Below are 23,641 nucleotides of genomic sequence, written 5' to 3'. Positions count from 1 at the left end.
AATCTTTACCAGAATTGAAGTCAACTTAAGGATTTTGATTAAATTAAATGTTCATTCACAAATTAGATAATCATGGCCAATTTTAATCTAAAAGTTAACGGCAAGCAGTTTCAGGTTGATGTTGATGAGGATACACCTTTGTTGTGGGTTCTTCGGGATCACCTCGGCTTAGTCGGGACCAAATATTCCTGTGGGATAGCACAATGCGGTGCCTGTACTGTCCATATTAACGGAGAAGCCAGAAATGCATGCGTCACACCCGTGTCAAACTTGGGTTCGGATGAAATCACTACCATCGAAGGGCTTTCCGAAGATGGGCAGCATCCTGTGCAGCAGGCATGGAATGAAGTGGATGTAGCACAGTGCGGGTATTGCCAAGCAGGCCAGATTATGACAGCTGCGGCATTTCTGAAAACCAATTCCCAGCCAAGTATGGAGGAAATTGAAGACGCAATGAACCGTAACTTATGCAGGTGCGGTACTTATCACAAAATTAGGGAGGCTGTGGCTTTGGCCGCTAAAAAATAATAGATATGGCAAGTTTTAAAACCAACAGAAGAGACTTTTTGAAAATGGCCGCAACGGCAGGTGGTGGCCTATTTATCGGGTTCCAATGGTTCAGTTGCGATTCCCCCAAGATGAAAGTGCTCAGCAATGAAGAGGTTTTGGCCTCCGCCCAGCAATTCAATGCTTTTTTATCCATCACGCCTGATGGTGATGTGGTGATTTATTCGCCAAATCCCGAATTGGGACAAAATATCAAGACTTCTTTTCCCATGGTGGTAGCAGAAGAACTGGATGCTGATTGGGAAAGAGTGCGTGTCATACAAGCGAATTTAGACCTTCAAAATTTTGAACGGCAAGTAACCGGGGGTAGCGGAGCCATGCCGCATTCTTGGGAGAGGTTGCGTAGGGCAGGAGCCACTGCCAAATACCTATTGGTAAGTGCCGCCGCGGACAATTGGGATGTTTCTTATGATTCCTTGACAACAGAAAATGGTCAGGTAATCCACAACGCCTCAGGCCGTAAGATCAGCTATGGTGAGTTGGTGAATGATGCCTCAAAGTTGACTGCTCCTGAGGACGTGAGACTGAAGGATCCGAAAGACTTTAAACTGATCGGAACCCCTGTCAAAAATGTGGACAACAAAGCCATGTTTACAGGTCAGCCCTTATTTGGGTTGGATTTTTACAGGGAGGGAATGGTTCATGCCATGATCCAAAGACCCCCATTTGGAATGAAAATCCTTTCGGTGGATGATGCTGAGGCAAGAAATATCAAGGGGGTGACGGATATAATCCAAGTTGGTGAGAGTGTGGCTGTTGTTGGATCCTCAACCTGGCCCTTGATGAAAGCAAAAAAAGCCCTGAAGATAAATTATGAACCTATAACTGAGGAGGAAAGCACTGCTAACCACGACAGGATTTTCAGGGAATTGTTGGACGGAAATAGAGCCGATATAATGCGTCAGGATGGAAATGTGGTACGGGCATTCCAGCAAGCCGCTCAAATTGTAACCAGTGAATATCAGTGCCCATTTCTTTCGCACTCTCCGATGGAGCCCATGAATTTCTTTGCCCATGTGAAAGGAGATAAGGCTGAGTTGGTAGGCCCAACCCAAACACCGGAAAGAGCTAGAAATGAAGCGGCCCAACTTCTAGGAATCGATCCTGAAAATGTTTCTGTAGAGATCACCAGGTTAGGAGGAGGTTTTGGAAGGAGGCTTAGAGCGGATTTTGTGGTAGAGGCTGTTGAGCTTTCCAGAATATTGGACAAGCCTGTGAAGGTGACCTGGAGTCGAGAAGACGACATGACTGGAGGGGCATATAGGCCTGCTGTAAGATATAAGTTTGAGGCGGCATTGGATGGAGCTGGAAATATGATCGGATATAAATTGCGAGGTGCAGGTATTAATGCAGGAAACACTACCCGTCAGGATAATTTCCCTTCCGGTGCTGTGGAGAATCTTCTTATCGAATCTGTAGAACATAAATCCCATGTCACCACAAACGCGTGGCGAGCACCAATTACCAATTTCTTGGCATATGCTGAGCAATCATTTCTTGATGAAGTGGCAGAAGTTGCCAAAAAGGATCCGGTAAAATTCAGATTGGATCTTTTAGAAAGAGCCAAATCTAATCCGGTAGGAGAAATCCATTATGATATTGACCGGATGAAAGGAGTCATTGAGTTGGCAGCTGAGAAATCAAATTGGGGCAAAGATTCAAGCATCAAGCAAGGGTTCAGTGTATATTTCTCCCATCGTTCCTATGTTGCGCAAGTGGCCAATGTAGTGATGGAAAATAACCAGCCTGTATTGAAAAAGATCGTAGCCGCCACTGATTGCGGGATTGTCGTCAACCCAACCGGTGCCAACCACCAAGTAAGAGGTGGAATAGTGGATGGGATGGGACATGCGATGTTTGGCAATTTAACCTTTGAAAACGGAAGTCCGAAGCAGAAGAATTTTGATACATACAGGCTAATCCGCATGAAGGAAGTGCCTGAAATTGACGTACATTATGTGGAAAATGGCATTGATCCAACTGGTTTGGGAGAGCCTGCATTACCGCCAACAGGTGGCGCAATAGCCAATGCAATTTATAGTGCTACAGGCAGACGCCTTAGAAGCCAGCCATTTATAGAACAAAAGGAGTTTTCTGACTTGGAGATTAAAATGGAAAGAGTTTAGTTCTAAATATTTAGTTGAAAAGCAAGGAGAGGAGTTTTAAAAGATTAAAAACCTTAAATCTTTAAAATTCGGCTCAGAATTACAAGTTGGCCCGTATGATAGGAGTTGTGTTCTATTAAAAGCAAAGCTTCCCTGAGCAAATTGTGATTTTGATTTCCCTGTATAGGTGAAAACAGTTTATTGCTGTTATGGCTCAGCCATTTATTGAATCTTGAACGGTCTTCAAAAAACTGGTCAATTTTTGCGGCATAATCTTTCTTGGAGATTATGCCGTTTTCTTTTGGCCAATAGTCTTCAGGCCAGCTGAGCTCTTTGTAATTTTCACTGCAGCAATAATCCAGTATATCTTTTTGTGCAAGACGCATATGTTCGAATAGATCATAAAACGTGTAAGGAAGCTTGTCAACCTTTTTTTGAATATGGTCATATGGAAAGTCATTCAATACTTCCTCGAGTTTGATGTAGGCGTGTCCACCAAGGATATGAGTGATGAGTTGGGCAACTGTCCGGTAATTGAAAGAATTCTCCATAAGAATAGAAACAAGCGCCTAAATCAAATGTTTACTATATGTTATATAATTTATATTATGTTAAATAAAGGTTCTACGACATAGGCCCCATTGATGAGGCCCATGATTTATTTCAATGCGTTTTGTATGTTTTCTAACTTCCCATCTATCTCCTCAGTTATCTCTAGTCCTAGAATTTTGGCAACCAATGGATACACATCCGTATTCTCCACCGACTCAATTTTAACTCCCTCTTTGAAAGCCGGACCGTTTGCATAAAATATTCCATGCATGTCTTTATGTGTCGGTGCGTAACCATGTTCACCAAAGACCTCAGTATCAAACATAGAGGCTTTTTGTTGGTAGCGCATCATGTCTCTAGGAAATGCCAAATAGTAACCCAGATCTGGCAGAATAAGGAAATCCCCCAACAAATCTCTATACTTTTTTATATTCTTGTAGTACTCTTTGTCTTCAATGTCAGCAATGATGAAATTTTGCTTATTCTTATTTAAAGCTTTTCCCACCTTCTTCTTATCCTTTGGATTTTTCAGGTGGACATGGGCCAATGCTCCATTATTGTAAACTTCAACAGGTAAGTCTTTTACAATCTCATCAAGCGGTATAAGCCTATCCTTGGTCACATCGGTCATGCCGTGGTCAGAAACCAGGATAATGTTAACATTAAGTCCAAAACTTTTCACACCCTGGAATAATGCCCCAAGCTGTGCGTCTAAGGTATTCAGCTTTTCCTGTAGCTTTTCATCATTATTAGGCCCATAAATATGGCCGACATCATCCATGTCAGAGAAGTACAAAGTGATCATCCTTGGCCTTTCCTCATCGGGCATATTCAACCATTCAAAGACTTTACTGATCCTTTGCAAATTGGGCACCTCACCATCATATTGATAATAAAAAGTCGGATGCATATCTTGCACCGGAGCCTCACTACCCACAAAGAAATAACTTGCTGCAGTGATACCCTGTTTTTCTGCCAATACCCAAAGTGGCGTTCCCCCATACCAATATTTATCCTGAACAACCTCCCTATTCCCAATGGAATAAATCTGATCTTGCTTGGGATCATAAAAAGTATTGTCAACCAACCCGTGATTTTCAGGTTTCAAACCAGTGGCAATAGTATAGTGATTGGGAAAAGTCTTGCTGGGAAAAGAAGGAACCAGCGATTCGGCAGCCACTCCCCCACTTACGAATTCACTTAAGTTTTTGGGTTTAAATCGCTCAATGTAATCATATCGAAAACCGTCCAGACTAATGAGAATAACATGGGGGTCTTTTTCTTGCCCAAACAATTTCGTAAATGACACAATTGCCAATAGAAGCCCTAATACAACCTTTAAACGTGTTTTTTGCATCGTAATAACTTTGATCTACAAATATAGGATCTTTTGAAAGTACTAAAATAAAAAAGGCCACTGTGAAGTGGCCTTTTAAGTTATTTATTATCCTTCCATCCAGTCAGGACCTAAAAGCTCCTGAAGTTTCTGGTCGTATTCCTCAGCTTTCTCAGTGTTTTTCAACCTTGTGTGGATCTGGAAAAGAATTTCCAACACCTCTGTGTTTTCAGGCTGCAATTCTGAAGCTTTCGTGAAATAAGGGATTGAGCTTTCATAATAGCCGTCCGCTTCTTTTAACATATCATCAGATTTAGCTTCCCACTCATCATCAGGAAGGTTATTTACATCAGCAATGATAGTTCTAGCTTTATCCAAGTAGATTGCTCCAGCGTAGAAGTTTCCTTCGAAGAATTCAGGGTCTGATTCCACCGTTTTCTTATATTCTTCCAAAGCACCTTCAAGGTCCCCAGACTGCTCTTTCAAATAACCGTATCTCAAACGGATAGCTGTATCATTTGGATCTTCTTCCAACGCCTTCTCGATTGAAGCCATAGCTTCGTCCATTTTGTCAAGTTGCAACAACAATTGGATCTCAAATTCTTGAAGACCCTTGTCAGTAGGATACTCTTCTCTAGCCTCAGAAACCAATCTATAAGCTTCTTCCTGATCTTCGTCTACTGAAGTGGCAATTTGGATTAAGAAATAATAAGCGTTCAGCTTGTTGTACTCTTCATCATCAAGCAATTGAGTGAAGTATTTTTTTGCTGGCTCATATTTCTCTATCATGTTTGCAGTATAACCTGCGTTAAACACCATGGAAGTGTCAGCTGGGTCGATATCAGCTGCCAAAGAGAAAAACTCATGGGCAAGCTCCATGTCATCTTCCTCGTATCTTTCGATAGCTTTTTCCAAAGAGGCAGCTTTCAATCTTAGGATACCTTCGCCCTGAAGGTTTTCAGGCATTCCTGGTAGCACTTCTTTATAGATCTCCTTGCCGATTTTGCTTGACTTATCATTACCATCAAGCTCCATGGCTTTTTCGAATGAATCGTAAGCATTTCTTCCAGTAGAAACCGTCTCTTGATTGTTGTTTTCGTCTTGCTCAAACATCATGGTCTTGATTTTACCTTTCACCATGTGGGTGTTAGGATCATCACCGGTTTCTTCACTTTGTAGAGCGGCTTCGATATCCGTCAAAGCTTCTTCATATTGCCCTTTTTTAAAATTTCGTTCTGCAGAACGCACCACCTTCTTTTGTGCGAAGGCTCCTGTGGCAAATGCCACTAATACTAACGATAGAATTAATTTTCTCATTTGTCGTATGTTTATTCTATATTGTTTGGTTTTTCTGTGTTGTTGTCGTCACCCTCTGACTGGCTGTCATTGCCTTCAATCTGATTTTCGGCATTCTCAGTTAACTCCTCTACTATTTCTTCAATTCGCTCAATCTTTTCAATTGAAGAAATCTCGTCCGTTTCGCTGAGCTTGATCAACCTAACGCCTTGGGTAGCTCTACCCATAACCCGAAGATCAGCCACTGGAGTTCGGATTGTGATTCCAGACTTGTTAATAATCATTAAATCATCTGTATCAACTACTTCTTTAATGGCAACCAGGCTTCCAGTTTTTTCGGTGACATTCATGGCTTTTACTCCTTTTCCGCCCCTGTTTGTGATTCTATATTCCTCTAGTGCTGAGCGCTTTCCGTAACCTTTCTCAGAAACAACTAAAAGGGTTGCATCTTCGCGTAAAGCACAAACCATGCCAACGACATAGTCATTTTCGTCCGCTAGACTGATGGCTTTTACTCCTGTTGCGGTCCTTCCCATCGGTCTCACGGTAGACTCGTGGAAGTGGATTGCCCTTCCAGATTTGGCTGCTATGATAATGTGGGCGTCTCCATGGGTCATTTCCACATTTAACAGTTGATCATCTTCGCGGATGTTCAAAGCTATGATTCCATTTGTCCTAGGACGGGAATATTGCTCCAAGGTTGTCTTTTTGATGATACCGTTTTTGGTTACCATCACCAAGAAGTTATTATTGATGTAATCCTCATCATTCAGATCAGTAACCTGGATGATAGAACGGATCTTGTCATCGCTTTCAATATTGATCAAGTTTTGGATAGGACGGCCCTTCGAGGTTTTGCTTCCTTCCGGAATTGCATAGGTTTTCAACCAGAAAAGTTTTCCTTTATCCGTAAAGATCAAAAGGTAATTATGTGTGGATGCAGAAAATAAGTATTCTGTGAAATCATCCTCTTTGGTGGTTACCCCCCTTGATCCGACCCCTCCTCTACTTTGAGTACGATATTCAGTCACAGGGGTCCTTTTTACATAGCCCTGGTGTGAAACCGTGATGATTACCTCTTCATTTGGAATCATATCCTCGTAAGAGAAATCCTCAGCATTATGCTCTATATCAGTTCTTCTTGGGTCAGCATAGCGATCCTTCATTTCCTGAAGTTCATCCTTGATGATCTGCATTCGCTTACCTTCATCCGCCAAAATCGCTTTTAGCTCTTCGATAAGTTTCATGATCTCATCGTACTCATTCTGGATCTTCTCACGTTCCATTCCGGTAAGCCTCTGCAATCTCATGTCCAGAATAGCTCTAGCCTGAATTTCGCTAAGATCAAACCTCTCCATCAAACCGTTTCTTGCAGTTTCTGGATCTCTAGAATTTCTAATCAAGGAAATCACCTCATCCAAATGATCCAAGGCAATCAAATAACCTTGCAGGATGTGTGCTCTCTTTTCCGCTTCTCTTAATTCATACTCTGTCCTTCTGATCACCACTTCGTGTCGGTGATTTACATAGTGGACGATAAGGTCTTTGAGATTAAGGGTATGTGGACGGCCTTTGACCAATGCCACATTGTTGACACTAAATGAGGTCTGAAGACCTGTGTGCTTATATAGGTTATTTAAAATAACATTCGCGATGGCATCTTTTTTCAGCTCATAGACAATTCGCATACCTCTGCGATCAGATTCGTCACGGATGGCAGATATCCCTTCGAGTTTCTTCTCATTGATTAATTGGGCCGTCTTTTCAATCATATTGGCCTTGTTGATCAAATAAGGAATTTCGTGAATTACGATCATCTCCTTACCGTTATCCTTGGTTTCCACGGTGGCTTTCCCTCGCATCACCACACGGCCACGACCGGTTTCAAATGCGGATTTCACCCCGTTGTATCCGTAGATGATACCCCCTGTAGGGAAATCCGGAGCCACGATGTATTCCATCAATTCCGGTATGGTGATGTCACGGTTGTCAATATAGGCTGTGATACCATCTACTACCTCACCCAAGTTATGGGGAGCCATATTGGTGGCCATACCTACGGCAATACCGCTGGCGCCGTTAAGCAAAAGATTGGGTATCTTAGCTGGTAAAACGACGGGCTCTTTTAGTGAGTCATCAAAGTTCAACTGAAAATCAACAGTCTCTTTATTGATGTCAACCAGCAACTCCTCAGCTATTCTCTTAAGCCTGGCTTCGGTATAACGCATGGCGGCAGGAGAATCCCCATCCACTGAACCAAAGTTACCTTGTGGATCTACCAAAGGGTATCTCAAGGACCAATGTTGAGCCATCCTCACCATGGTTTCGTAAACGGCAGAATCACCATGTGGGTGATATTTACCGAGTACCTCTCCGACTATTCTTGCTGATTTTTTATAAGGTTTGTTATGGGTTACTCCCAATTCCTGCATTCCGTAAAGAATTCTTCTATGAACAGGTTTTAGACCATCCCTAACGTCGGGTAATGCTCTGGAAACGATAACTGACATCGAATAATCGATGTACGCTCCGCGCATTTCCTCTTCTATATTAATGGGTATAATGTTCTCGTTTTCTCCTTGAGCCATAAGTAAATTTCTCAATATTAGTTTGCAAGATAATAAAAAGAATAAGGTTTTAAAACTGTAAATAAGCGTGATTTAACCAAAAATAAGGTTTTCATCCTACCATTGGCCGATCTTACGATTCTGCATGTTGAAGATTGAGCTTCCGCGGTATTCCACCCCGTCGTGTATGTGCTTCATTTTCACCCCACAGCCGCTCACTTTGCACCGCTTGGTTCCTGGCATACGTAGGGAAAGTCCCGCATTCAGTGTCATCAGCTGTTGGATAAAAAGTTGGTTTTCCTCAAGTGTGGGATTTTGTAATTCCATGCGCCTCACTTCAAAATTGGGCTTAATAAATACCTTTACATATTCTGAAAGTTCTCGCTCTACTCTTAAACCAACTCCATAAAATGGATCGGTTGCAACCAAATTTGGATCAAAAGATTCCCTAATCATAATCTGCCCAGCTTCGCCCTCCAAAATAAATCTCCAAGGATAATGCTGCCGGAGCCTTAATTTTCTTTCGGCCTGCATATAAGTATTGCTGCCGGAGTATTTCCGGTATCGCCAATTCAGAAACGACGCCCTCTTGCGCGCATCATAGATAATGATACCTACTGTGCCGTATAATTTATCAAAAACATAGGCATGCGTGGCGTAATTGAATGCATAATCGTTGTAAGTTGGGGCATTCATCCTCCCCCACTCCCGGGCTACGCCGCCGCCGATGGTAGCAATTCCAAAAAGGTCAATTTTGACGCCTGCATTCACAGGGAGGGCGAAATTGGAGCCCCTAAAATTGACTTCCTCCCCGAAGCTAATCCCCGGAGCAGCCTCTTCACCCTGAAAGGTTATGGGGTAAGCGGTATAGTCTGTTGAAATGAAATTCAAACTGTGAAGATGGTATCCATACCCTCCAGTAACGTCCAGACTGATGGCGCTGATCACATTCCGGGCCGCATTGCCTATACTGCTGTTACTTTTAGGTTTCTTGGCCTTGGTATCAATGCCAAAATAGTCCTCCTGTGCTTGCACTGTCGAAGATAGGCAGCTTACGAGGAAAACAATTAATACGGATAATTTTAAGCTTACTCTCATCTTTTCCAACAATTCTGAATTCTAAAAATACAGCTTAATGCTCAATAAAGGAAACAAAAAAGCCTCCCGTGTTACAGAAGGCTTTTTTATTCCTATATTTTACTAATTTGTATTACTCAGCGTCAGTTGCATCTGACTCTTCACCTGATCTGGCCTCTCTTTCTTCTTTCTTTTCAGCAATTTTAGTGTCGACCTTTTCTTTTACTTCTGGGTCTTCCTTCATGGCTTTATTGATCTTGTTGTAAGTTGCAGCACCTAACTGGTCTTTGTCCATGATGATGTTGGTTTTCAACTCTCTAACTTCCTTGGCAAGCTCTTCCATGAAATCAAGGATTTCCTGGTAGGCTTCCTTTTCTTCGTCAGTTACGTTTGCAGCTTCCATTTTCTCATCATCACCCCAAGCGGCCTTGATTTCATTGTATCTTCCTGCACCTTCGATAGTCTCATTGTTTTTGATCATATCTACAAGCTCTTCGTTCTTTCTTTCATAGAAAGCCATAACAGAGTCTTCCATGGCGGCAAACTTTTCAAGCTCTTCTTCAGTGATCTCATCAGAGTTGGCTTCAGCTTCTGTTTGCGCATAGGCATTTACATTCAACAAGCCAGCAAGTAAAATAGCTAATACAAATAATCGCTTCATCGTATTTATTTAGTTTAGGTTAATTTTCGTAATTCAAGGTTTCAATTAAATTGATTCCAGTTAAGATAACAAGAAATATTTCAAAAAATACGCCATTTCAATCGTTAAAGCTTCTTAAACGGAAATAAACGCATTTTTTATTGTACTTATCTAATTTCTTTCAACCTGGCAATTGTTCCTTTTGGATCATTTGCGCTGAAAACAAAACTCCCAGCCACAAGAACATCCGCTCCAGCTTCAAATAACTTTGATGCATTGTCCTGGTTGACTCCCCCATCGATCTCAATCAAAGTGGAAGAACCTGCTCTGTTTATCATTTCTTTAAGCTTTCTAACCTTTTTGTAGGTGTTTTCGATAAACTTTTGCCCTCCAAAGCCTGGATTGACTGACATTATACAAACTAGGTCAAGATCCTGAATCACATCTTCTAAAACATCAACAGAGGTATGAGGGTTCACTGCCACACCAGCTTTGCAACCCAAATCTTTGATGGCCTGCAGTGTGCGGTGCAAATGGTTACATGCCTCGACGTGTACGGATATTATTTCCGCTCCTGCCTTTTGAAATGCCTCTAAATATTGATCCGGATTAACAATCATCAAATGCACATCCAAAGGCTTTTTGGCGTGCTTTTTAATGGCTTCGGTGACCGGGATACCAAAAGAAATGTTGGGAACAAATACTCCATCCATGATGTCGACATGGATATAATCGGCTTGGGAATCATTTAGCATTTCAACCTCACTTTGAAGGTTGGCAAAATCAGACGCCAAAACTGATGGCGCAATTAATACACTCATTACTTGGGGGTTATATGTAATTGATTAAACTATTTTTTGACAAATTTAATTCTCTCTGGCTTGTTGGATTCTCGGACTTGGATAATATACATACCTGCTCTCAGATCTCCTACCGATATGGAATAGGGTTGCTCAAAGGAATTTCTGTTAAGATTTGCGCTGGAGAGAAGTTTACCATTGAGGTCGTAGAGGCTGAATTCACATTCATTCAAGCGTCCATAATTGATAAAGAGCTCGTTTCCATCCGTGGGATTAGGAAAAATATTTAATTTGGCTTCTTCAATTTCCTTTTCAACTTCGGTCACTACGCCAAAATAGGCTCTGGTGAAATTTGGAATTCCATAACCCAAATTATTGTCTGGTTCGTCAGCTTGGCTAGAGGTACTTAATATAAGCTCTAAAAGTTCTGCTTTGGATAATTCCGGTTTGGCCTCCCAAAGTCCGGCTGCTAGTGCCGCTACCTGTGGGGCTGAAAAAGAGGTGCCACTAGCCGTTCCAATAGAAGAATTGTTTCTCCATAAAGTCACGCTGCTACCCAGTGCCGTCACCTCTGGCTTTGTCCTTCCGTCGGCAGTAGGGCCGATGCTACTGAAATTGGATTTTTGTAAATTATTGGTCACCGCCCCCACTGAAAGAATTCCATTGGCATCGGATGGAGCTGTGATAGTTTTCCAAGAACCATTTCCTTCATTTCCGGCACTGGAAACGATTAGAATGCCCTTTTCAGCGGCAATGTTTGCTCCCCTGGTAATCACAGCGGTTTTCCCATCAAGGTCTTCTTTCGAATAATTCATAGAAGACTCATTGAATAAATTGTAGCCCAACGAACTGTTGATAATATCCACTCCCAAACTATCGGCATATTCTGCAGCCCTCACCCAATTGTATTCTTCTATTCGGTATTCTGAGCTCACATCTTCGGTAATGGCCAAAATATAATTTGCATTATAGGCACCAGCTACTAATGAATTGGGATCAAAGGCAGCTATAAGTGACAATGAGCCGGTGCCGTGGGTGTCAGTTCGAAAAACCTCATCCGAGCCCGGGATAACGAAATCACGTGTGGCAGTGATGCGGCCATTGTCAAATAGGTGCCGAAGTGCATCGATTCTATCTGCATTTTGGAATCCTCCGTCAAATACGGCAATGGTCACCCCTTCGCCTGTATAACCTTCCTCATGCATTTCAGGGATTCCCAATAGCTCATTTTGGAACATATAGGCCTTGTCACTTTTTGATTTCAGCCTGATTTTGATGGGGATTTTTAATGCCTCTTTTCTGGCAGTCTGCCCATAATCATAAAAACCACGACCAACCAACTCGACGTCTTCCACAAAGGGCAAAGCTTTGACCTCTTCAACCTGCTCTTCGGAAGCTACCACAATAGAGGCGTTTAACCATTTGGTATGGTAATGAACTTTCTCCACTAATGGAGTGATGGTTTCGATATAAGCGGGCGAAACGGGGAGATCTAAACTGTCCAAGCTAACTTTTTCCCTTGCTCTTCTTTGTAAAGTTCCTTCTGTCAAAAAATCCAGAGGAGAATCAAGTTCAAATGCGGATTGGGGCTTGTATTTATACTTTATAGCAAATCTGTCTTGGGCCTCAAGGGTAAGACTAAGCAGGGAAAACCCAAGTGCTAGAAAGGCTATTCTTTTATTGATCATAGGAAAGCAACTTTATATGCGTTAAACGGCCCGATTCGATCCTTTGTTCCCCTAGGCAATCATTTCGCGAACAGTAATTGAATCTTTCATAATAACTCTCTACCAATCCTATGCCCTTTGCAAAAATCTCATGCCGCACATCCCGCAAGGTAATTAAATCATCGAATTCCTCATGTAAAACCTTCAACACTTCGGAAAAGTTAAGCTGGCCTACCTTATAATTTTTCTCCCTAGAAATCTTGAATATTTCCCGGGAAGCTACATTGTAAAGGTTTCCGTTCCATTGGCGGTTTTCATTCGGGGGAAATATCAATGGAACAATGAACTCATTATCTTTTCTTCTAAGCAACTTCCCCTCCTCTATATGCATGGTATACTGGCTATCAAATTTCCAATCTCTGCGATCAGGGGATTTTCGTCTCACTATAACAAAAACATCCAGATTATTTTCAGCCTTGTACCGCTGTGCTACGGAATCCCTGATGAAGAAATTGGCTGATTCGCAGTCATTTTCCCCAAAACAAATGGTTTCCGAAAGCTGGTAGGTCCACCTGAAGCCTTCCTGAAGAGGCTGATAATCATAACCTTTATCCAAGATCAGGTCCTCGGATTCCTGACAGGAGAAGAACACAACAAAAAGTAAGACGATGTACGAGGCTTTCATGAATGGGGCTGTAAACCAGTTTGATTCAAAAATACATCTTTCTTTTGAAAGTGCTTTGGCAAAAGGAAGAAAATAAATTCTATGTATCTTTGATTTTTAGAGAAAAAACAAAAGAATAATGGCATTAAGAACCTTTGTTAAAATCAGCAGCGTAAACAACCTCAGTGACGCCCGCTACTGTGCTGGCATGTATGTGAACGTCATGGGCTTTGCATTGGAGCAGAATGACTCCAATTATATATCTCCCCAAAAATTCAAAGTGCTTTCCGACTGGGTTTCGGGAGTTGAATTTGTGGCGGAGTTCAAAAACTCACACCCCGAAAACATCTTAACTACCCTACAGGACTATGAGGGATTTACCTTTATTCAAATTGAGGAGGAAGCGCACCTTCAAATGCTCTTGAATACAAATTATGGGTTGATTTGGAAGGTGGAATTGGAAAAAATAGAACGCCTGGATGAGGTTATCATGATGGCTGAATCATTAAAAGATGGCGGAATTGTAGTTCTGCTGGAGGGTGACCTTTCGCTTGACCAGTCAGTCAAGGCAAAAATCAATGAATTGAGCAGCAAGTGTGATGTGCTGGTCGGCTTTGATATTACGGCTGAAAATGTAAATGAGCTTTTGGAGGAAACCCAGATCAAAGGAATTGCACTGAAAGGTGGTGATGAAATCAAGCCAGGAATCAAGGATTTCGATGAGCTGGCTGATATTTTAGAAACACTTGAAGTAGAAGACTGATCCAAAAAAAAAGCTCCCACATCGAAGGTGGGAGCTTTTTTATCATCTGAGGGGTATCTTATTTAAAAGAGAATCTCAAGTATTTAATTTTTTCCCCTTTATCACTGAAAATCTTTTCATATCTGGTCTTGATACCAAAATGTTCGTGTTGAAAAGATGATTGATAGAAGTCGAAAGTATGCTCCAAATTGGTGATGTCCTCCCGTAAGTTCAATAATTCTAAGGTGTATTCAAACAATCCAGTGTTATCTGTTTTTAGGTGGACTATTCCACCTTCATCTAGCATAGGCTTGTACATTTCCAAAAATCTGGGAGAAGTGAGGCGTTTTTTCTCATCTCCATCTCTTGGCCTAGGATCAGGGAAAGTGATCCAAAGTTCATGAATTTCTTTTGGGGCAAAAAACTTCTCCAATTGCTCTATTTGAGTCCTTAGAAAGGCCACATTCTGCAAATCCTCAGCTATGGCGATTTTGCTGCCCTTCCATATTCTGGAGCCCTTGATGTCCACACCGATGAAGTTCTGCTCGGAGTTTTCCCTTGCCAAACCAACGGTAAACTCCCCTCTTCCGCAGGCAAGCTCCACTACTATAGGGTTATTGTTTTTAAACTGGACTTCCTTCCAGTTGCCTTTTATGGTTTCAAAAGAAGGTTTGCCTTCCTGAACAACATTAAAATTTTCCTCGTTTTCTTTAAATCTTAGGAGCTTGTTTCTTCCCATTGTTATAAATTCTCAATTTCTGCAACCACAAAGGTACTCCCTCCGACAAAAATAAAATCATTTTTCCCCGCCTTTTTCAAAACTTCCGCAATTGCCTGGTTGACATCAGGGATGATTTCACCTCTCAGGCCCATTTTACTCGCGGCCTCGTAAAGGTCTGAAGCAGGAAGAGCTCTGGGTATATTTGCCTGGCAAAAAATGTATTCTGCATCTTTAGGCATCATTGACAGTACTTTGCTGATGTCCTTGTCATTGACCATGCCCAATACCATGAAAAGCTTTTCATGAGGTGTCTCCTCAATTTGCTTGAGAATATATTCAAATCCTTCAGAATTGTGGCCTGTGTCACAATACGTTAGTGGTTGATTGTTAATCTTTTGCCATCTTCCTTTTAAACCTGTCAAAGAAACCGTTTTAAGAAGACCATTGGATATGTTTTCTGCCGAAATCTTTAGCCCATTTTCCTTTAATACATCTATGGCCTTCAAAATTCCACCCAGGTTTTTTTGCTGATATTTCCCCGTAAGGTCAAATTTAATTGGAGCTCCATTGGCTATAAAAACGGCTTTTCCTTCCTCATCGACTTCCTTAAACTGCACATTGTAATATTCCTCAGCAAAGAAGATCGGCGCATGCTTTTCATCTGCCTTTTGAATAAAAACTTTAAGTGTAGCTGGCTGCAATTCAGAAATTACCACTGGCACTCTTTCTTTGATAATACCAGCTTTTTCAGCGGCAATTTTGGGAAGGGTATCCCCTAGGAATTGGGTGTGGTCCAGTCCAATATTGGTAATCACGCAGATTTCAGGAGTAATGACGTTGGTGCTGTCCAGTCTACCCCCTAGTCCTACCTCAATTACAGCATAATCCACCTTTTCCTTGGCGAAATGCTCAAAGGCCATTCCTACGGTCATTTCAAAAAAGCTTGGCATCAAATCCTCAAGAAAGTTTTTATGCTTTTCCACAAATGTCACTACAGCGTCCTCGGGGATTTCAGCACCATTTATTTTTATTCTTTCCGTAAAGGATTTGAGGTGTGGAGAAGTATAAAGGCCGACTTTATAGCCGGCCTCTTGTAATATCGCCGCAATAGAATGGGAAGTACTCCCCTTTCCGTTGGTACCGGCCACGTGGATGGATTTAAATTTGGTTTGCGGATCGCCCAAATGCTGGCAAAGCGCAATCGTATTGGTAAGATCCGTTTTATAGGCCACCGCACCGATTCTTTGGTACATGGGCAGAGCATTGAACAGATAGTCCAATGTTTCTTGGTAAGTCATGAAGTCTGTATTAGTCTACTTGGATGACGAATGTGATTTTTCCGGTTGAATATTCTGCAGAAGGATTACCACTTTGGCGCTTAAAGGTCAATTGATTGACAACTGTTCTGTAATAGGCTAGCACATCATTGGATACATTGTATTCCAACGGTATTGCCTGTACTATTTTTCCGCTATCATCAATGGTGATTCTGAAAACAATTCTACCGTTTCTCGAGGAAACCTGATCTTTGATATTAGGTTTGGATGCAAAATCCCAACCTGCAAGTTCAAGGTTGTAGCCTGCCCCAGATCCCGCATTCCCGGTTCCAGATTGCATCAAAGCCCTACCGTCCACGCTTCCCTGAGGATTGCCTTCATCGCCGCGTTGATTGGAGGTGCCTTGGTTGCTGCCCGCTGACTGCTGTTGACTGCTACCCGTAGACCCTCCGGCACCGAATATGGCTCGTTGGTCAATTTTAGGTGTTTCTTCAGCTTGCTTTACCGTTTTTTCATCTTCAGCCTTCTGAGGTTGAGTGACAGGCTGGTCAGACTTTGCTTTGGCCGTACTTTCTTTGTTAGCCTCCGTGGTTTTTTCACCACCCTTCAACGGGCTGGCTACTTTGGACTGCGTTTCAAAGGTAGTTTGGGATTGGCTAGGTGCTGGCTTAGCCGTTTTGGTTTCAGGCTGGGGAGCTGGAGTTGCTGGCTGGGTTGGCTGCTGAGTGACCTCACCAGGGGCCGGAGCCTCCTGTCGCACCACTTCACTTTCGGAAGGGGGGGCGGTAGTCTGAGTGGTTCCGCTTCCCATATCGGTAAAGCCCAAACTTAGTTCGAGTCCGAATTGGGGTATAGGGGGCACTTGTGGTCGCCAAACCACTATGAAATAGATAGCCACAAGCAATAATACGTTAAGGATAATGGTAATTATCAACGCCTTTTTATTGCTGTCAGCTTCATCTTTACTTAAATCCCAGTAAGCCATTGTAAATGATTATTTATATGGTTTAGTGGCGATGGACACATTTGCCTCCAAGGTGGCCGCAATGCCCCCGATTTCAACGAGATATTCTACAGGAACCTCCTTGTCAATATGCAACACCACTGTTCCTTTGTGATCCTTTAACAACGCAGTTAATTCATTTTTAATTTCATCTCGATTAACTGTTCTGTCATTGACTGAAAATCTCAGGTCTTTCGTTACGGTGACCGTCACCTCTTGCATCACAATATCAGAGGTCTCACTGCTTGGCAGATTGACCGGAAGTCCAGATGGGGTGATGAATGACGAGGTCAACATAAAAAAGATCAGCAACAGAAATATAATGTCCGTCATGGAGGACATGGAAAATGCTGCTTCGATCTTATTTTTGGATTGTAATGCCATAGCTTATTTTTCCTGCAAAAGGTCAATAAATTCCACTGTGGTGTACTCCATGCTGTGGATCAGTTTGGATACCTGTCCGACAAGGTAGTTATAACCCAAATAGGCTACGATACCCACTACAAGACCAGTGGCCGTAGTGATCATGGCTTCATAAATACCGGTAGAAAGAAGCTTTGGTGATACCATGCCCTCTTCTTGGGCCACTCCGATGAAGGCACGGATCATACCTGCCACCGTACCCAAGAAACCGATCATCGGTGCCGCACCTGAAACTGTTGCCAAAAGGCCTAAGTTCTTTTCCAGCTTGTAAATTTCGATTTTGCCGACATTCTCGATAGCCACTTCAATGTTTTTCAGAGGGCTGCCGATTCTGTCCAGGCCTTTTGCGATCATGTTGGCTACCGGGGTGTTTTCACCATGGCAAACCATTTTAGCACGCTGGATGTCGCCACCCTGTACCATCATTTTCACCTGGTCCACCAAGCCTTTTGGCGTTTTGGCGGCTTTGCGGATGGTAATTACCCTTTCCACAAAAATGAAAACGGCAAGAATAAACAACAAATAGAGGGGAATCATCATATAGCCTCCTTTGATCATTAGATCTAATAGGCCAATGTTTGAACTCGCGGAATCTAAGTTGGTTAAGGTGTCTGCAACCACTTGGTTGTCAGTGGAGATAGTTTGTAATAAGATCATGTTAATATTTCAATACCCATAAATTTTCTTGATAATCTGCTTGAACTCGCTCGAGTTCTTCCAATGCCAAGGCGACGTTTTCAAACTCCCCTACGGCTAATCTATAATAGGCTATCTGTCCATATGGATAAACTATGTACGTATTTATTCCTTTTTCAATTAAGCGCTCCGAATAATCCAGCGCCATGTCCTCATCAATAAAGCTGCCAACTACTAAGAAATAACGTGGCGCCTCCGCTCTGGATTTTATTTGGGTCAAGGTAAATGTTTCAGGCTCCTCTTCCACTACTGGCTCCTCCTCTTCTACTACCGGAGGCGGAGTAGGTGCCGGCTGTTCAGTCACCTGAGGAGCCGGTGCAGGTTCCTCATTCAAATACACATACCAAAATAACACAGCGGCAAATCCCAAAAACAACAGAATCAAAGCTGCCCAAACCCAACCTTTTTTGCCATCTTTCTTTTTCTCCTCTTTTTTGGAAACAGAGGAAAAGGTGGTTGTTTGGTCCTTATCTTTTTCTGGCTTTTTCGCTTCAACTTTTGGAGCCGCCGCCACAGGGGTAGATTCTTGCTTCTTCTTTTCCGGTTCCTGCTTTTTAGGCTGCTCCGCTTCGGGTTGTTTTGGCTCCGGTTTACTAACTGGAGCTATTGGCGTTTCTGAAGGTTTTTCCTCCTTGCTCTCCGAAGGTTGCAAAGGTGTAATTTTCACTTTAGGAAGCCCAAAATCCTTGTCTGCATCCTCGTTTGACGGGGTATTTTGGTTATCTTTTTCAGCCATTCTTAAAAATTATATGGTGACAATTAATCTACTAAGCTAAGACAAAAGCTTTAATTAGCCAATATTGCCCACAATATTTATGAACGGCCGGATTTAGACTAAAACTTGAACGTGATTCCCCCAATTCCCTGAATGCCTCGCACCCTGTAGTTCCAGAAACGCTGGTAATTTTGGTTCAGCAAATTATTTCCCATAGCAAAAGCAGAGAATTGCTTGGTGAAGGCATAATCCACTCTTGCACTCAAGTCAAATAAAGGCCCCAATTTATCCTGACGGCCTGATTCCAGATTGATTACCCTGATCCCTCCCATTGCCAATGCTGAGGCGTTGATAAGCAATTTCTCGTTCGGGGTAATGTTGTTGTTGATTTTGAGCTCCCACTCCGGTCTATGCCAAGCCCCTGTCAATTCATTCAGGTTGTATTGGTAATAATCCGCTGTGGCCTCCAGTTGGTACCAATCCTCAAAATGCCATCCCATGCCCGCATTGATGTTCAATACATCCGTTTGGTCATCGTACATCAGTTCAAAGCGTGTGCTGTCGTTGCTGTTGTTTCCATAGAAATGCATGTTGTTAAACCTGCCGTATTTTGCACCCACTGTGTAAGTAACTTCATCATAGATGTCTCCATTGACCCCTGCGCTCAATTGGAAGTTCTGAATGGTGTTTAGCAAGCCTTGGCTAGGACCTAGAAACGGGTTTTCCATAACAAAGTCATAGTAGGTGTTTCTGATCACATCCCCTTCCAAACCTGCAAAAATCCCAATTTCCTCCGTGAATTTATAGCTGGCATACACGGTCGGGAAAATGTGGAAATCAGAATTCTTATTGGAAACTACATCATTTTCCACCACCAAGTTTGCACCTGCTTTGACCTTCAACCCTTCTTTTATATAAGTTACTTTTGGCGTTACTCTCAGGAAATTTCTGTTTATATTATCATAAAACTGATCTTGAGGAGTAGTAAAATAAGCATCCGTATTTACATAAGCTCTGAGGTTTTCATTAGCTCTGAAACCCAGATTTGCCTTCAGGCCGATCTCCGCCTCCCTAGCCAAATACGAATCTCTGAAAATTCTGGATGAAAATGCCGCATCATAATTAAAGGCCTGTTGCTGGTCTATGTTCCGAATCCCAACATCACCGTAGGCTGTATGCATAACTTGTGCAATGTCTTGGGCAATAACTTCCAAGCCGGGCGTGTAACCATAGAAATGATATTTATCTCTATTGTAGCCCACATGGCCATAGACTTCTGCTGTTTCGAGGTAATAGCTACCGTCAAGTCTTACGGTAGTGTGATCTTCGGCCGAATTTTCCCCGTCTACAGGTCCTTGATAAAAACCCTGATGCTTAATAAAAGCCCCAAAGTTCATGTAATCACTTTCCTTGCTGTTAAGGAGGATTTCCGCTAACGGCGAAAGGTAATTTCCAAAACCCAATTTTGTATAGCTGTTGAAAAGTTCAGGCTTCTGACTTTCAAATCTTTTCTGATATGCCTGAATGTTGGTTTCCACTGGAGGCAGCGTCAGAAAGAAATTATGGACATCATACCTGAGGTTGCCTACCCCCTGTGCAGATGGCAGGTTTGGGGTACGCTGGAAGTTTCTCGGCATAGTAGGCAGGGTCAACACCCTATCCTTGCGGATGACAAATTCCTGGTCCTTCACCTCTCCTCTTGTATCCTGTCCAAGTGCCGTTTGGGCAAATAAACCCATGCATAAAGTAAAGAATATAAATGGCTTATTCATTGTTTTCAAAATATAACTTCAAGGAATGGGTTTAAATGCTTTCCAGCTTCTTTTTGGCTTCTTCTTTCACTTTTTCATTGCTGGACCTTTCCACAATTGATTCCAAAGTAGCTTTGGCCTGGAAGGTTTCACCTAGCTGGATGTAGTTTTCAGCCAAAAGAAGGAAGCTTCTGCCATACCAGTAATCGTAGGCCCCATAAGGTCCAGAAAGATCAAATATGGTCTCGTTGGACTTGTTGAATCGCCCACTGTCGTGATGGCTTTTGGCCAAAAGATACAAGGCTTCAGCGCCCTGCTCACTTGGGGAAGCCTTTACCAGATTGGTAAGCACTTCTTCCGCCTGAGAATCCTTTTTCTGCTTCTTGTATGCTTTCGCTTTCAACAGCATGGCCTGGCTCTCCGCATCAGCAGTCACATTGCCCAATTCAATTACTTTGTCAGAGAAATGGATAGCTGAATCATATTTTTCCAATTGATAGTAAGATTGCATCAGCCTCCTATTTGCCTCAAACTCCTCTATCTTGTTTCTGGCATTTTTGGAGGAGGTTCTCAAATATGGAATTGCTTTTTTATAGTTTTCCGCTTCATACTCGATTTCCCCAATTTTGATAGTTGCACGCATCGTTTGGGAAGATTCTTGACCTTTTTGAAGGTTATAGAAATACTCTAAAGCTTTATTCTTGTCTCCCATTCGGTAATATGCATCGCCAATGAAGTAGTTGGCTTCCTGCTGTTGACCGCTTTGGGGGTAGTTTCGCAAGTAATCCTGGAAGGCTTTAATAGACTCTTTGTAGGCCTGGTTAAAGAACAGGTTTTTAGCCGACTCAAATTCAACCCCTTGGAGACTTTCATTGCCTGGGTTGGCATTTCTGTAATTGGCTAGATAGCTGGAAAATTCTCCAGACCTGCCCTGAAGAGACAAGGTCTCCTGCAGACCCACAAGTGCCGCATTGGCATTGGAGGAATGCGGGAAATTATCCAGGATTCTTTTGTAATCATTTATCGTCTGGTCATATCGCTTTAGGGAATAATTGGCCACTGCCCTACCCTCAAGTGCGAACGGTACAAACGGACTATTGGGCCTAGAGTTTATCAATCTTGTAAACCCATCCACCGCTTCACTGTAGCGGGTTTCTTCCATGTTGATTTGAGCCTTTTGGAAGATGGCATCCTCCAGATATCGGCTATTTGGAAAATTTTCAGTTACCTGACTCAGGGAGCGGATGGCATCGGAATTTCTGTTTTGGAAATTCAAAACTACACCATTTCGGAAATAGGCGTAATCGCTATTTCTGTTTCCCTCGTTGATTGCTCGGTTAAAGGTAGCTTCGGCTTGACCAAATTTCTTCTGCACATACTGGGTATCCCCAAGGCGCATCATGGCATCCTCATAGTTTTCCCTTTCAACATTTGGGTTGACTTTTTCGGTAAACTGTTTGAATTGCTCTTCAGCGCGGCTATAGTTTTCATTGTTAAAGTAGGCATAGCCCAAGCCATAATGAGTGCTCACCAAAATAGGCTCTCTTCCTCTGGCGTTGGAATTGATCACCGCTTCGTATGCGCGGATGGCTGCCGGCAAATCCTCTAGACCAGAATAGGCCTCCCCTTTCCAGAAATTGGACTGATTTACTATATCCCTGTCAAGCGGATAAGTTTGGCTTTTGTCAAAATAGCTGATGGCTTGCCTAAACTTGGAGTCATTGAAATAAGTGATACCTTGATAAAAAGACACCTTTTGGTAAGCAGCCTTGATCCGGTCTGACTTGCGTGGCAAGCGCTCTATATGCTCAATGGCCTTGAGGTAATTGTTTGTATTTACCAAGGCGTCAGAAAGCATTTCGCCTACTTCCTGCACATGGGTTCCAGAAGGATACGATTCCAAATAACTATCCAGAGCCATAATGGCATCCTGAAAAACCCCTCTTTCAAGGCTTACCTTTGCATAGTTATACAATGCCTCCTCTGTAATTCGGCTGTCATGGTTGCTTTTGTAGGCTGCGCTAAAGCTATTAACAGCAAATTGTGGATTGTTGAGCTTCAAATAGGAATGTCCCAAGTAATAGCTACTCACCTGACCCAATTTATCGTTTTCCAAAGCCACCTCTTTAAAATAGTTAGTGGCTTGCTGATAATTTTTGGTTTCAAACTGGGCAACGCCGGCCTTGTATTTTTGATCTCTCGACAGAGGTCTTCTTTTTGCGGCTACAAATGCATCGTAATATCTAGCCGCGTTGGGAAAATCCCGACGTTCGAAATAAGACTCAGCCATTAGCAAGTAGATTTCTTCCTTGCGGTCCAAGTTGTTTCTGCTATTGATAATTGGTTCGGCATACTGGATCAGTTCATTGTAATATCCCTGACGGTAATACATGGCCGAAAGCATGTAAGGGACCTTATCGGAATAAGTCCTGCTTTTGTCTGCCTCCTTAAAATCGGCTATGGCCTTATCAAAATTCCCCTGTTCCATGGCGATATAGCCTGAGTAATAATAGGCATCAGGAACCATATTGGTGCGGGATCTTTTTACCCTATCGAAATAGGTTTGCGCATTTCTATAGTCATTAAGCTGGAAAAAGGCATATCCCAATTTGAAGGGAACCTGCTCTCCATCCTCATCTCTGAGGGCTATTTCATTGACTTTTTGAAAACTGGCAATAGCTGCCCTATAATCTCTTTTTTCAAAATGGAAGTTTCCCAGCACCCACAGTGCCTCATTGGCCTTTGGATGGTCGGGGTTGGTTTCCGTGAACTCCATCAATCTGCTAGGCCCGTCTGGATTTTCAATTTGGAGTGCCGATACGGCATGAAAATACTCCGAGGCTGCCTCCCTGTTTTCGGAAAGCACCCGGTTTCTCAGGTGGTCAAAGCTAAATTTTGCGGCAGTGAGATGCTCTTTGTGAAAAAGCTCGTAGGCATCGTCAAACTGTTTGAGTGTGCTGGTCTGGTATAACGTGGACTGCGCGTTGGTCTGCAAATAAAGACCACACGCAATGAGTAATAAGGAAGACTTCTTCATTCTTA

At 42.6% G+C, this 23,641-nt stretch carries 20 protein-coding genes; 3 read left to right on the top strand and 17 right to left on the bottom strand.

The annotated features are described in order from the left end of the window. Positions 1-72: 72 nt before the first annotated feature. Both KI659_RS11320 and KI659_RS11315 read left to right on the top strand, forming a co-directional pair. Entirely contained in the window at positions 73-528 is a 456-nt protein-coding gene (locus KI659_RS11320) for a (2Fe-2S)-binding protein (protein ID WP_213945450.1), read from the top strand. Between the two features lie 5 nt (positions 529-533). Beyond that, positions 534-2,693, top strand: coding sequence for a xanthine dehydrogenase family protein molybdopterin-binding subunit (locus tag KI659_RS11315; protein ID WP_213945449.1), 2,160 nt, complete (start codon positions 534-536; stop codon positions 2,691-2,693). A 53-nt stretch (positions 2,694-2,746) separates the two neighbouring features. Here the strand turns inward: KI659_RS11315 and KI659_RS11310 are convergent, their stop codons facing one another. The 9 genes from KI659_RS11310 to KI659_RS11270 all read right to left on the bottom strand — a co-directional run bounded on the left by KI659_RS11310 (position 2,747) and on the right by KI659_RS11270 (position 13,292). After that, positions 2,747-3,223 (bottom strand): hypothetical protein, encoded by a 477-nt coding sequence (locus KI659_RS11310; RefSeq protein WP_213945448.1) that lies wholly within the window; start codon positions 3,221-3,223, stop codon positions 2,747-2,749. A gap of 107 nt (positions 3,224-3,330) precedes the next feature. Then, positions 3,331-4,581 carry an alkaline phosphatase family protein gene (locus KI659_RS11305; RefSeq protein ID WP_213945447.1) on the bottom strand — a complete coding sequence of 417 codons (1,251 nt, stop codon included), beginning with the start codon at positions 4,579-4,581 and terminating at the stop codon, positions 3,331-3,333. 87 nt (positions 4,582-4,668) lie between these two features. Next, positions 4,669-5,877, bottom strand: a complete 1,209-nt coding sequence (locus tag KI659_RS11300) for a tetratricopeptide repeat protein (RefSeq protein ID WP_213945446.1) — start codon at positions 5,875-5,877, stop codon at positions 4,669-4,671. An 11-nt stretch (positions 5,878-5,888) separates the two neighbouring features. After that, positions 5,889-8,444 carry a DNA gyrase subunit A gene (gene gyrA, locus KI659_RS11295; RefSeq protein WP_213945445.1) on the bottom strand — a complete coding sequence of 852 codons (2,556 nt, stop codon included), beginning with the start codon at positions 8,442-8,444 and terminating at the stop codon, positions 5,889-5,891. A 96-nt stretch (positions 8,445-8,540) separates the two neighbouring features. After that, positions 8,541-9,521: a hypothetical protein gene (locus KI659_RS11290; protein ID WP_246535373.1), complete on the bottom strand. Its 981-nt coding sequence runs from the start codon at positions 9,519-9,521 to the stop codon at positions 8,541-8,543. Positions 9,522-9,633: 112 nt separating this feature from the next. After that, positions 9,634-10,161: a hypothetical protein gene (locus KI659_RS11285; protein WP_213945444.1), complete on the bottom strand. Its 528-nt coding sequence runs from the start codon at positions 10,159-10,161 to the stop codon at positions 9,634-9,636. Positions 10,162-10,307: 146 nt separating this feature from the next. Next, complete coding sequence (gene rpe / locus KI659_RS11280; protein WP_213945443.1) at positions 10,308-10,961, bottom strand: ribulose-phosphate 3-epimerase; 654 nt, start codon at positions 10,959-10,961, stop codon at positions 10,308-10,310. A 29-nt stretch (positions 10,962-10,990) separates the two neighbouring features. Then, positions 10,991-12,628 carry a S8 family serine peptidase gene (locus tag KI659_RS11275; RefSeq protein ID WP_213945442.1) on the bottom strand — a complete coding sequence of 546 codons (1,638 nt, stop codon included), beginning with the start codon at positions 12,626-12,628 and terminating at the stop codon, positions 10,991-10,993. After that, a complete protein-coding gene (locus KI659_RS11270; protein WP_213945441.1) occupies positions 12,618-13,292 on the bottom strand; it encodes a hypothetical protein in 675 nt (224 codons plus the stop codon). The genes KI659_RS11275 and KI659_RS11270 overlap by 11 nt, the downstream gene beginning before the upstream one ends. Before the next feature lie 118 nt (positions 13,293-13,410). Here KI659_RS11270 and KI659_RS11265 point away from each other — a divergent pair, with 118 nt between their 5' ends. After that, positions 13,411-14,034 (top strand): phosphoribosylanthranilate isomerase, encoded by a 624-nt coding sequence (locus KI659_RS11265; protein WP_213945440.1) that lies wholly within the window; start codon positions 13,411-13,413, stop codon positions 14,032-14,034. A 58-nt stretch (positions 14,035-14,092) separates the two neighbouring features. Here KI659_RS11265 and trmB read toward each other — a convergent pair whose 3' ends face one another. The 8 genes from trmB to KI659_RS11225 all read right to left on the bottom strand — a co-directional run bounded on the left by trmB (position 14,093) and on the right by KI659_RS11225 (position 23,636). After that, positions 14,093-14,752 carry a tRNA (guanosine(46)-N7)-methyltransferase TrmB gene (gene trmB, locus KI659_RS11260; protein WP_213945439.1) on the bottom strand — a complete coding sequence of 220 codons (660 nt, stop codon included), beginning with the start codon at positions 14,750-14,752 and terminating at the stop codon, positions 14,093-14,095. Positions 14,753-14,754: 2 nt separating this feature from the next. Beyond that, the gene (locus tag KI659_RS11255; protein ID WP_213945438.1) at positions 14,755-16,032 is read right to left on the bottom strand and encodes a bifunctional folylpolyglutamate synthase/dihydrofolate synthase; all 1,278 of its coding nucleotides are present in this window, start codon (positions 16,030-16,032) and stop codon (positions 14,755-14,757) included. 10 nt (positions 16,033-16,042) lie between these two features. After that, complete coding sequence (locus tag KI659_RS11250) at positions 16,043-16,996, bottom strand: energy transducer TonB (RefSeq protein ID WP_213945437.1); 954 nt, start codon at positions 16,994-16,996, stop codon at positions 16,043-16,045. A 9-nt stretch (positions 16,997-17,005) separates the two neighbouring features. Continuing rightward, the gene (locus tag KI659_RS11245; protein ID WP_213945436.1) at positions 17,006-17,398 is read right to left on the bottom strand and encodes an ExbD/TolR family protein; all 393 of its coding nucleotides are present in this window, start codon (positions 17,396-17,398) and stop codon (positions 17,006-17,008) included. A 3-nt stretch (positions 17,399-17,401) separates the two neighbouring features. Continuing rightward, a complete protein-coding gene (locus KI659_RS11240) occupies positions 17,402-18,094 on the bottom strand; it encodes a MotA/TolQ/ExbB proton channel family protein (RefSeq protein ID WP_213945435.1) in 693 nt (230 codons plus the stop codon). A 1-nt stretch (position 18,095) separates the two neighbouring features. Continuing rightward, positions 18,096-18,869, bottom strand: coding sequence for an SPOR domain-containing protein (locus KI659_RS11235; RefSeq protein WP_213945434.1), 774 nt, complete (start codon positions 18,867-18,869; stop codon positions 18,096-18,098). A 98-nt stretch (positions 18,870-18,967) separates the two neighbouring features. Further along, complete coding sequence (locus KI659_RS11230; protein WP_213945433.1) at positions 18,968-20,620, bottom strand: TonB-dependent receptor; 1,653 nt, start codon at positions 20,618-20,620, stop codon at positions 18,968-18,970. A 31-nt stretch (positions 20,621-20,651) separates the two neighbouring features. After that, positions 20,652-23,636 (bottom strand): tetratricopeptide repeat protein, encoded by a 2,985-nt coding sequence (locus tag KI659_RS11225; RefSeq protein ID WP_213945432.1) that lies wholly within the window; start codon positions 23,634-23,636, stop codon positions 20,652-20,654. Positions 23,637-23,641 lie beyond the last annotated feature (5 nt).

The sequence above is a fragment of the Litoribacter ruber genome (assembly GCF_018449405.1).
Lineage (GTDB): Bacteria > Bacteroidota > Bacteroidia > Cytophagales > Cyclobacteriaceae > Litoribacter > Litoribacter ruber.
The sequence above is the reverse complement of the archived record's forward strand: the minus strand, read 5'-3'. Positions and strand labels throughout refer to the sequence as shown.

Excerpts from the sequence above, each read along its gene's own strand:
- KI659_RS11320 (WP_213945450.1), top strand. The coding sequence starts at position 73 with ATGGCCAATTTTAATCTAAAAGTTAACGGCAAGCAGTTTCAGGTTGAT.
- KI659_RS11315 (WP_213945449.1), top strand. The coding sequence starts at position 534 with ATGGCAAGTTTTAAAACCAACAGAAGAGACTTTTTGAAAATGGCCGCA.
- KI659_RS11310 (WP_213945448.1), bottom strand. The coding sequence starts at position 3,223 with ATGGAGAATTCTTTCAATTACCGGACAGTTGCCCAACTCATCACTCAT.
- KI659_RS11305 (WP_213945447.1), bottom strand. The coding sequence starts at position 4,581 with ATGCAAAAAACACGTTTAAAGGTTGTATTAGGGCTTCTATTGGCAATT.
- KI659_RS11300 (WP_213945446.1), bottom strand. The coding sequence starts at position 5,877 with ATGAGAAAATTAATTCTATCGTTAGTATTAGTGGCATTTGCCACAGGA.
- gyrA (WP_213945445.1), bottom strand. The coding sequence starts at position 8,444 with ATGGCTCAAGGAGAAAACGAGAACATTATACCCATTAATATAGAAGAG.
- KI659_RS11290 (WP_246535373.1), bottom strand. The coding sequence starts at position 9,521 with ATGAGAGTAAGCTTAAAATTATCCGTATTAATTGTTTTCCTCGTAAGC.
- KI659_RS11285 (WP_213945444.1), bottom strand. The coding sequence starts at position 10,161 with ATGAAGCGATTATTTGTATTAGCTATTTTACTTGCTGGCTTGTTGAAT.
- rpe (WP_213945443.1), bottom strand. The coding sequence starts at position 10,961 with ATGAGTGTATTAATTGCGCCATCAGTTTTGGCGTCTGATTTTGCCAAC.
- KI659_RS11275 (WP_213945442.1), bottom strand. The coding sequence starts at position 12,628 with ATGATCAATAAAAGAATAGCCTTTCTAGCACTTGGGTTTTCCCTGCTT.
- KI659_RS11270 (WP_213945441.1), bottom strand. The coding sequence starts at position 13,292 with ATGAAAGCCTCGTACATCGTCTTACTTTTTGTTGTGTTCTTCTCCTGT.
- KI659_RS11265 (WP_213945440.1), top strand. The coding sequence starts at position 13,411 with ATGGCATTAAGAACCTTTGTTAAAATCAGCAGCGTAAACAACCTCAGT.
- trmB (WP_213945439.1), bottom strand. The coding sequence starts at position 14,752 with ATGGGAAGAAACAAGCTCCTAAGATTTAAAGAAAACGAGGAAAATTTT.
- KI659_RS11255 (WP_213945438.1), bottom strand. The coding sequence starts at position 16,032 with ATGACTTACCAAGAAACATTGGACTATCTGTTCAATGCTCTGCCCATG.
- KI659_RS11250 (WP_213945437.1), bottom strand. The coding sequence starts at position 16,996 with ATGGCTTACTGGGATTTAAGTAAAGATGAAGCTGACAGCAATAAAAAG.
- KI659_RS11245 (WP_213945436.1), bottom strand. The coding sequence starts at position 17,398 with ATGGCATTACAATCCAAAAATAAGATCGAAGCAGCATTTTCCATGTCC.
- KI659_RS11240 (WP_213945435.1), bottom strand. The coding sequence starts at position 18,094 with ATGATCTTATTACAAACTATCTCCACTGACAACCAAGTGGTTGCAGAC.
- KI659_RS11235 (WP_213945434.1), bottom strand. The coding sequence starts at position 18,869 with ATGGCTGAAAAAGATAACCAAAATACCCCGTCAAACGAGGATGCAGAC.
- KI659_RS11230 (WP_213945433.1), bottom strand. The coding sequence starts at position 20,620 with ATGAATAAGCCATTTATATTCTTTACTTTATGCATGGGTTTATTTGCC.
- KI659_RS11225 (WP_213945432.1), bottom strand. The coding sequence starts at position 23,636 with ATGAAGAAGTCTTCCTTATTACTCATTGCGTGTGGTCTTTATTTGCAG.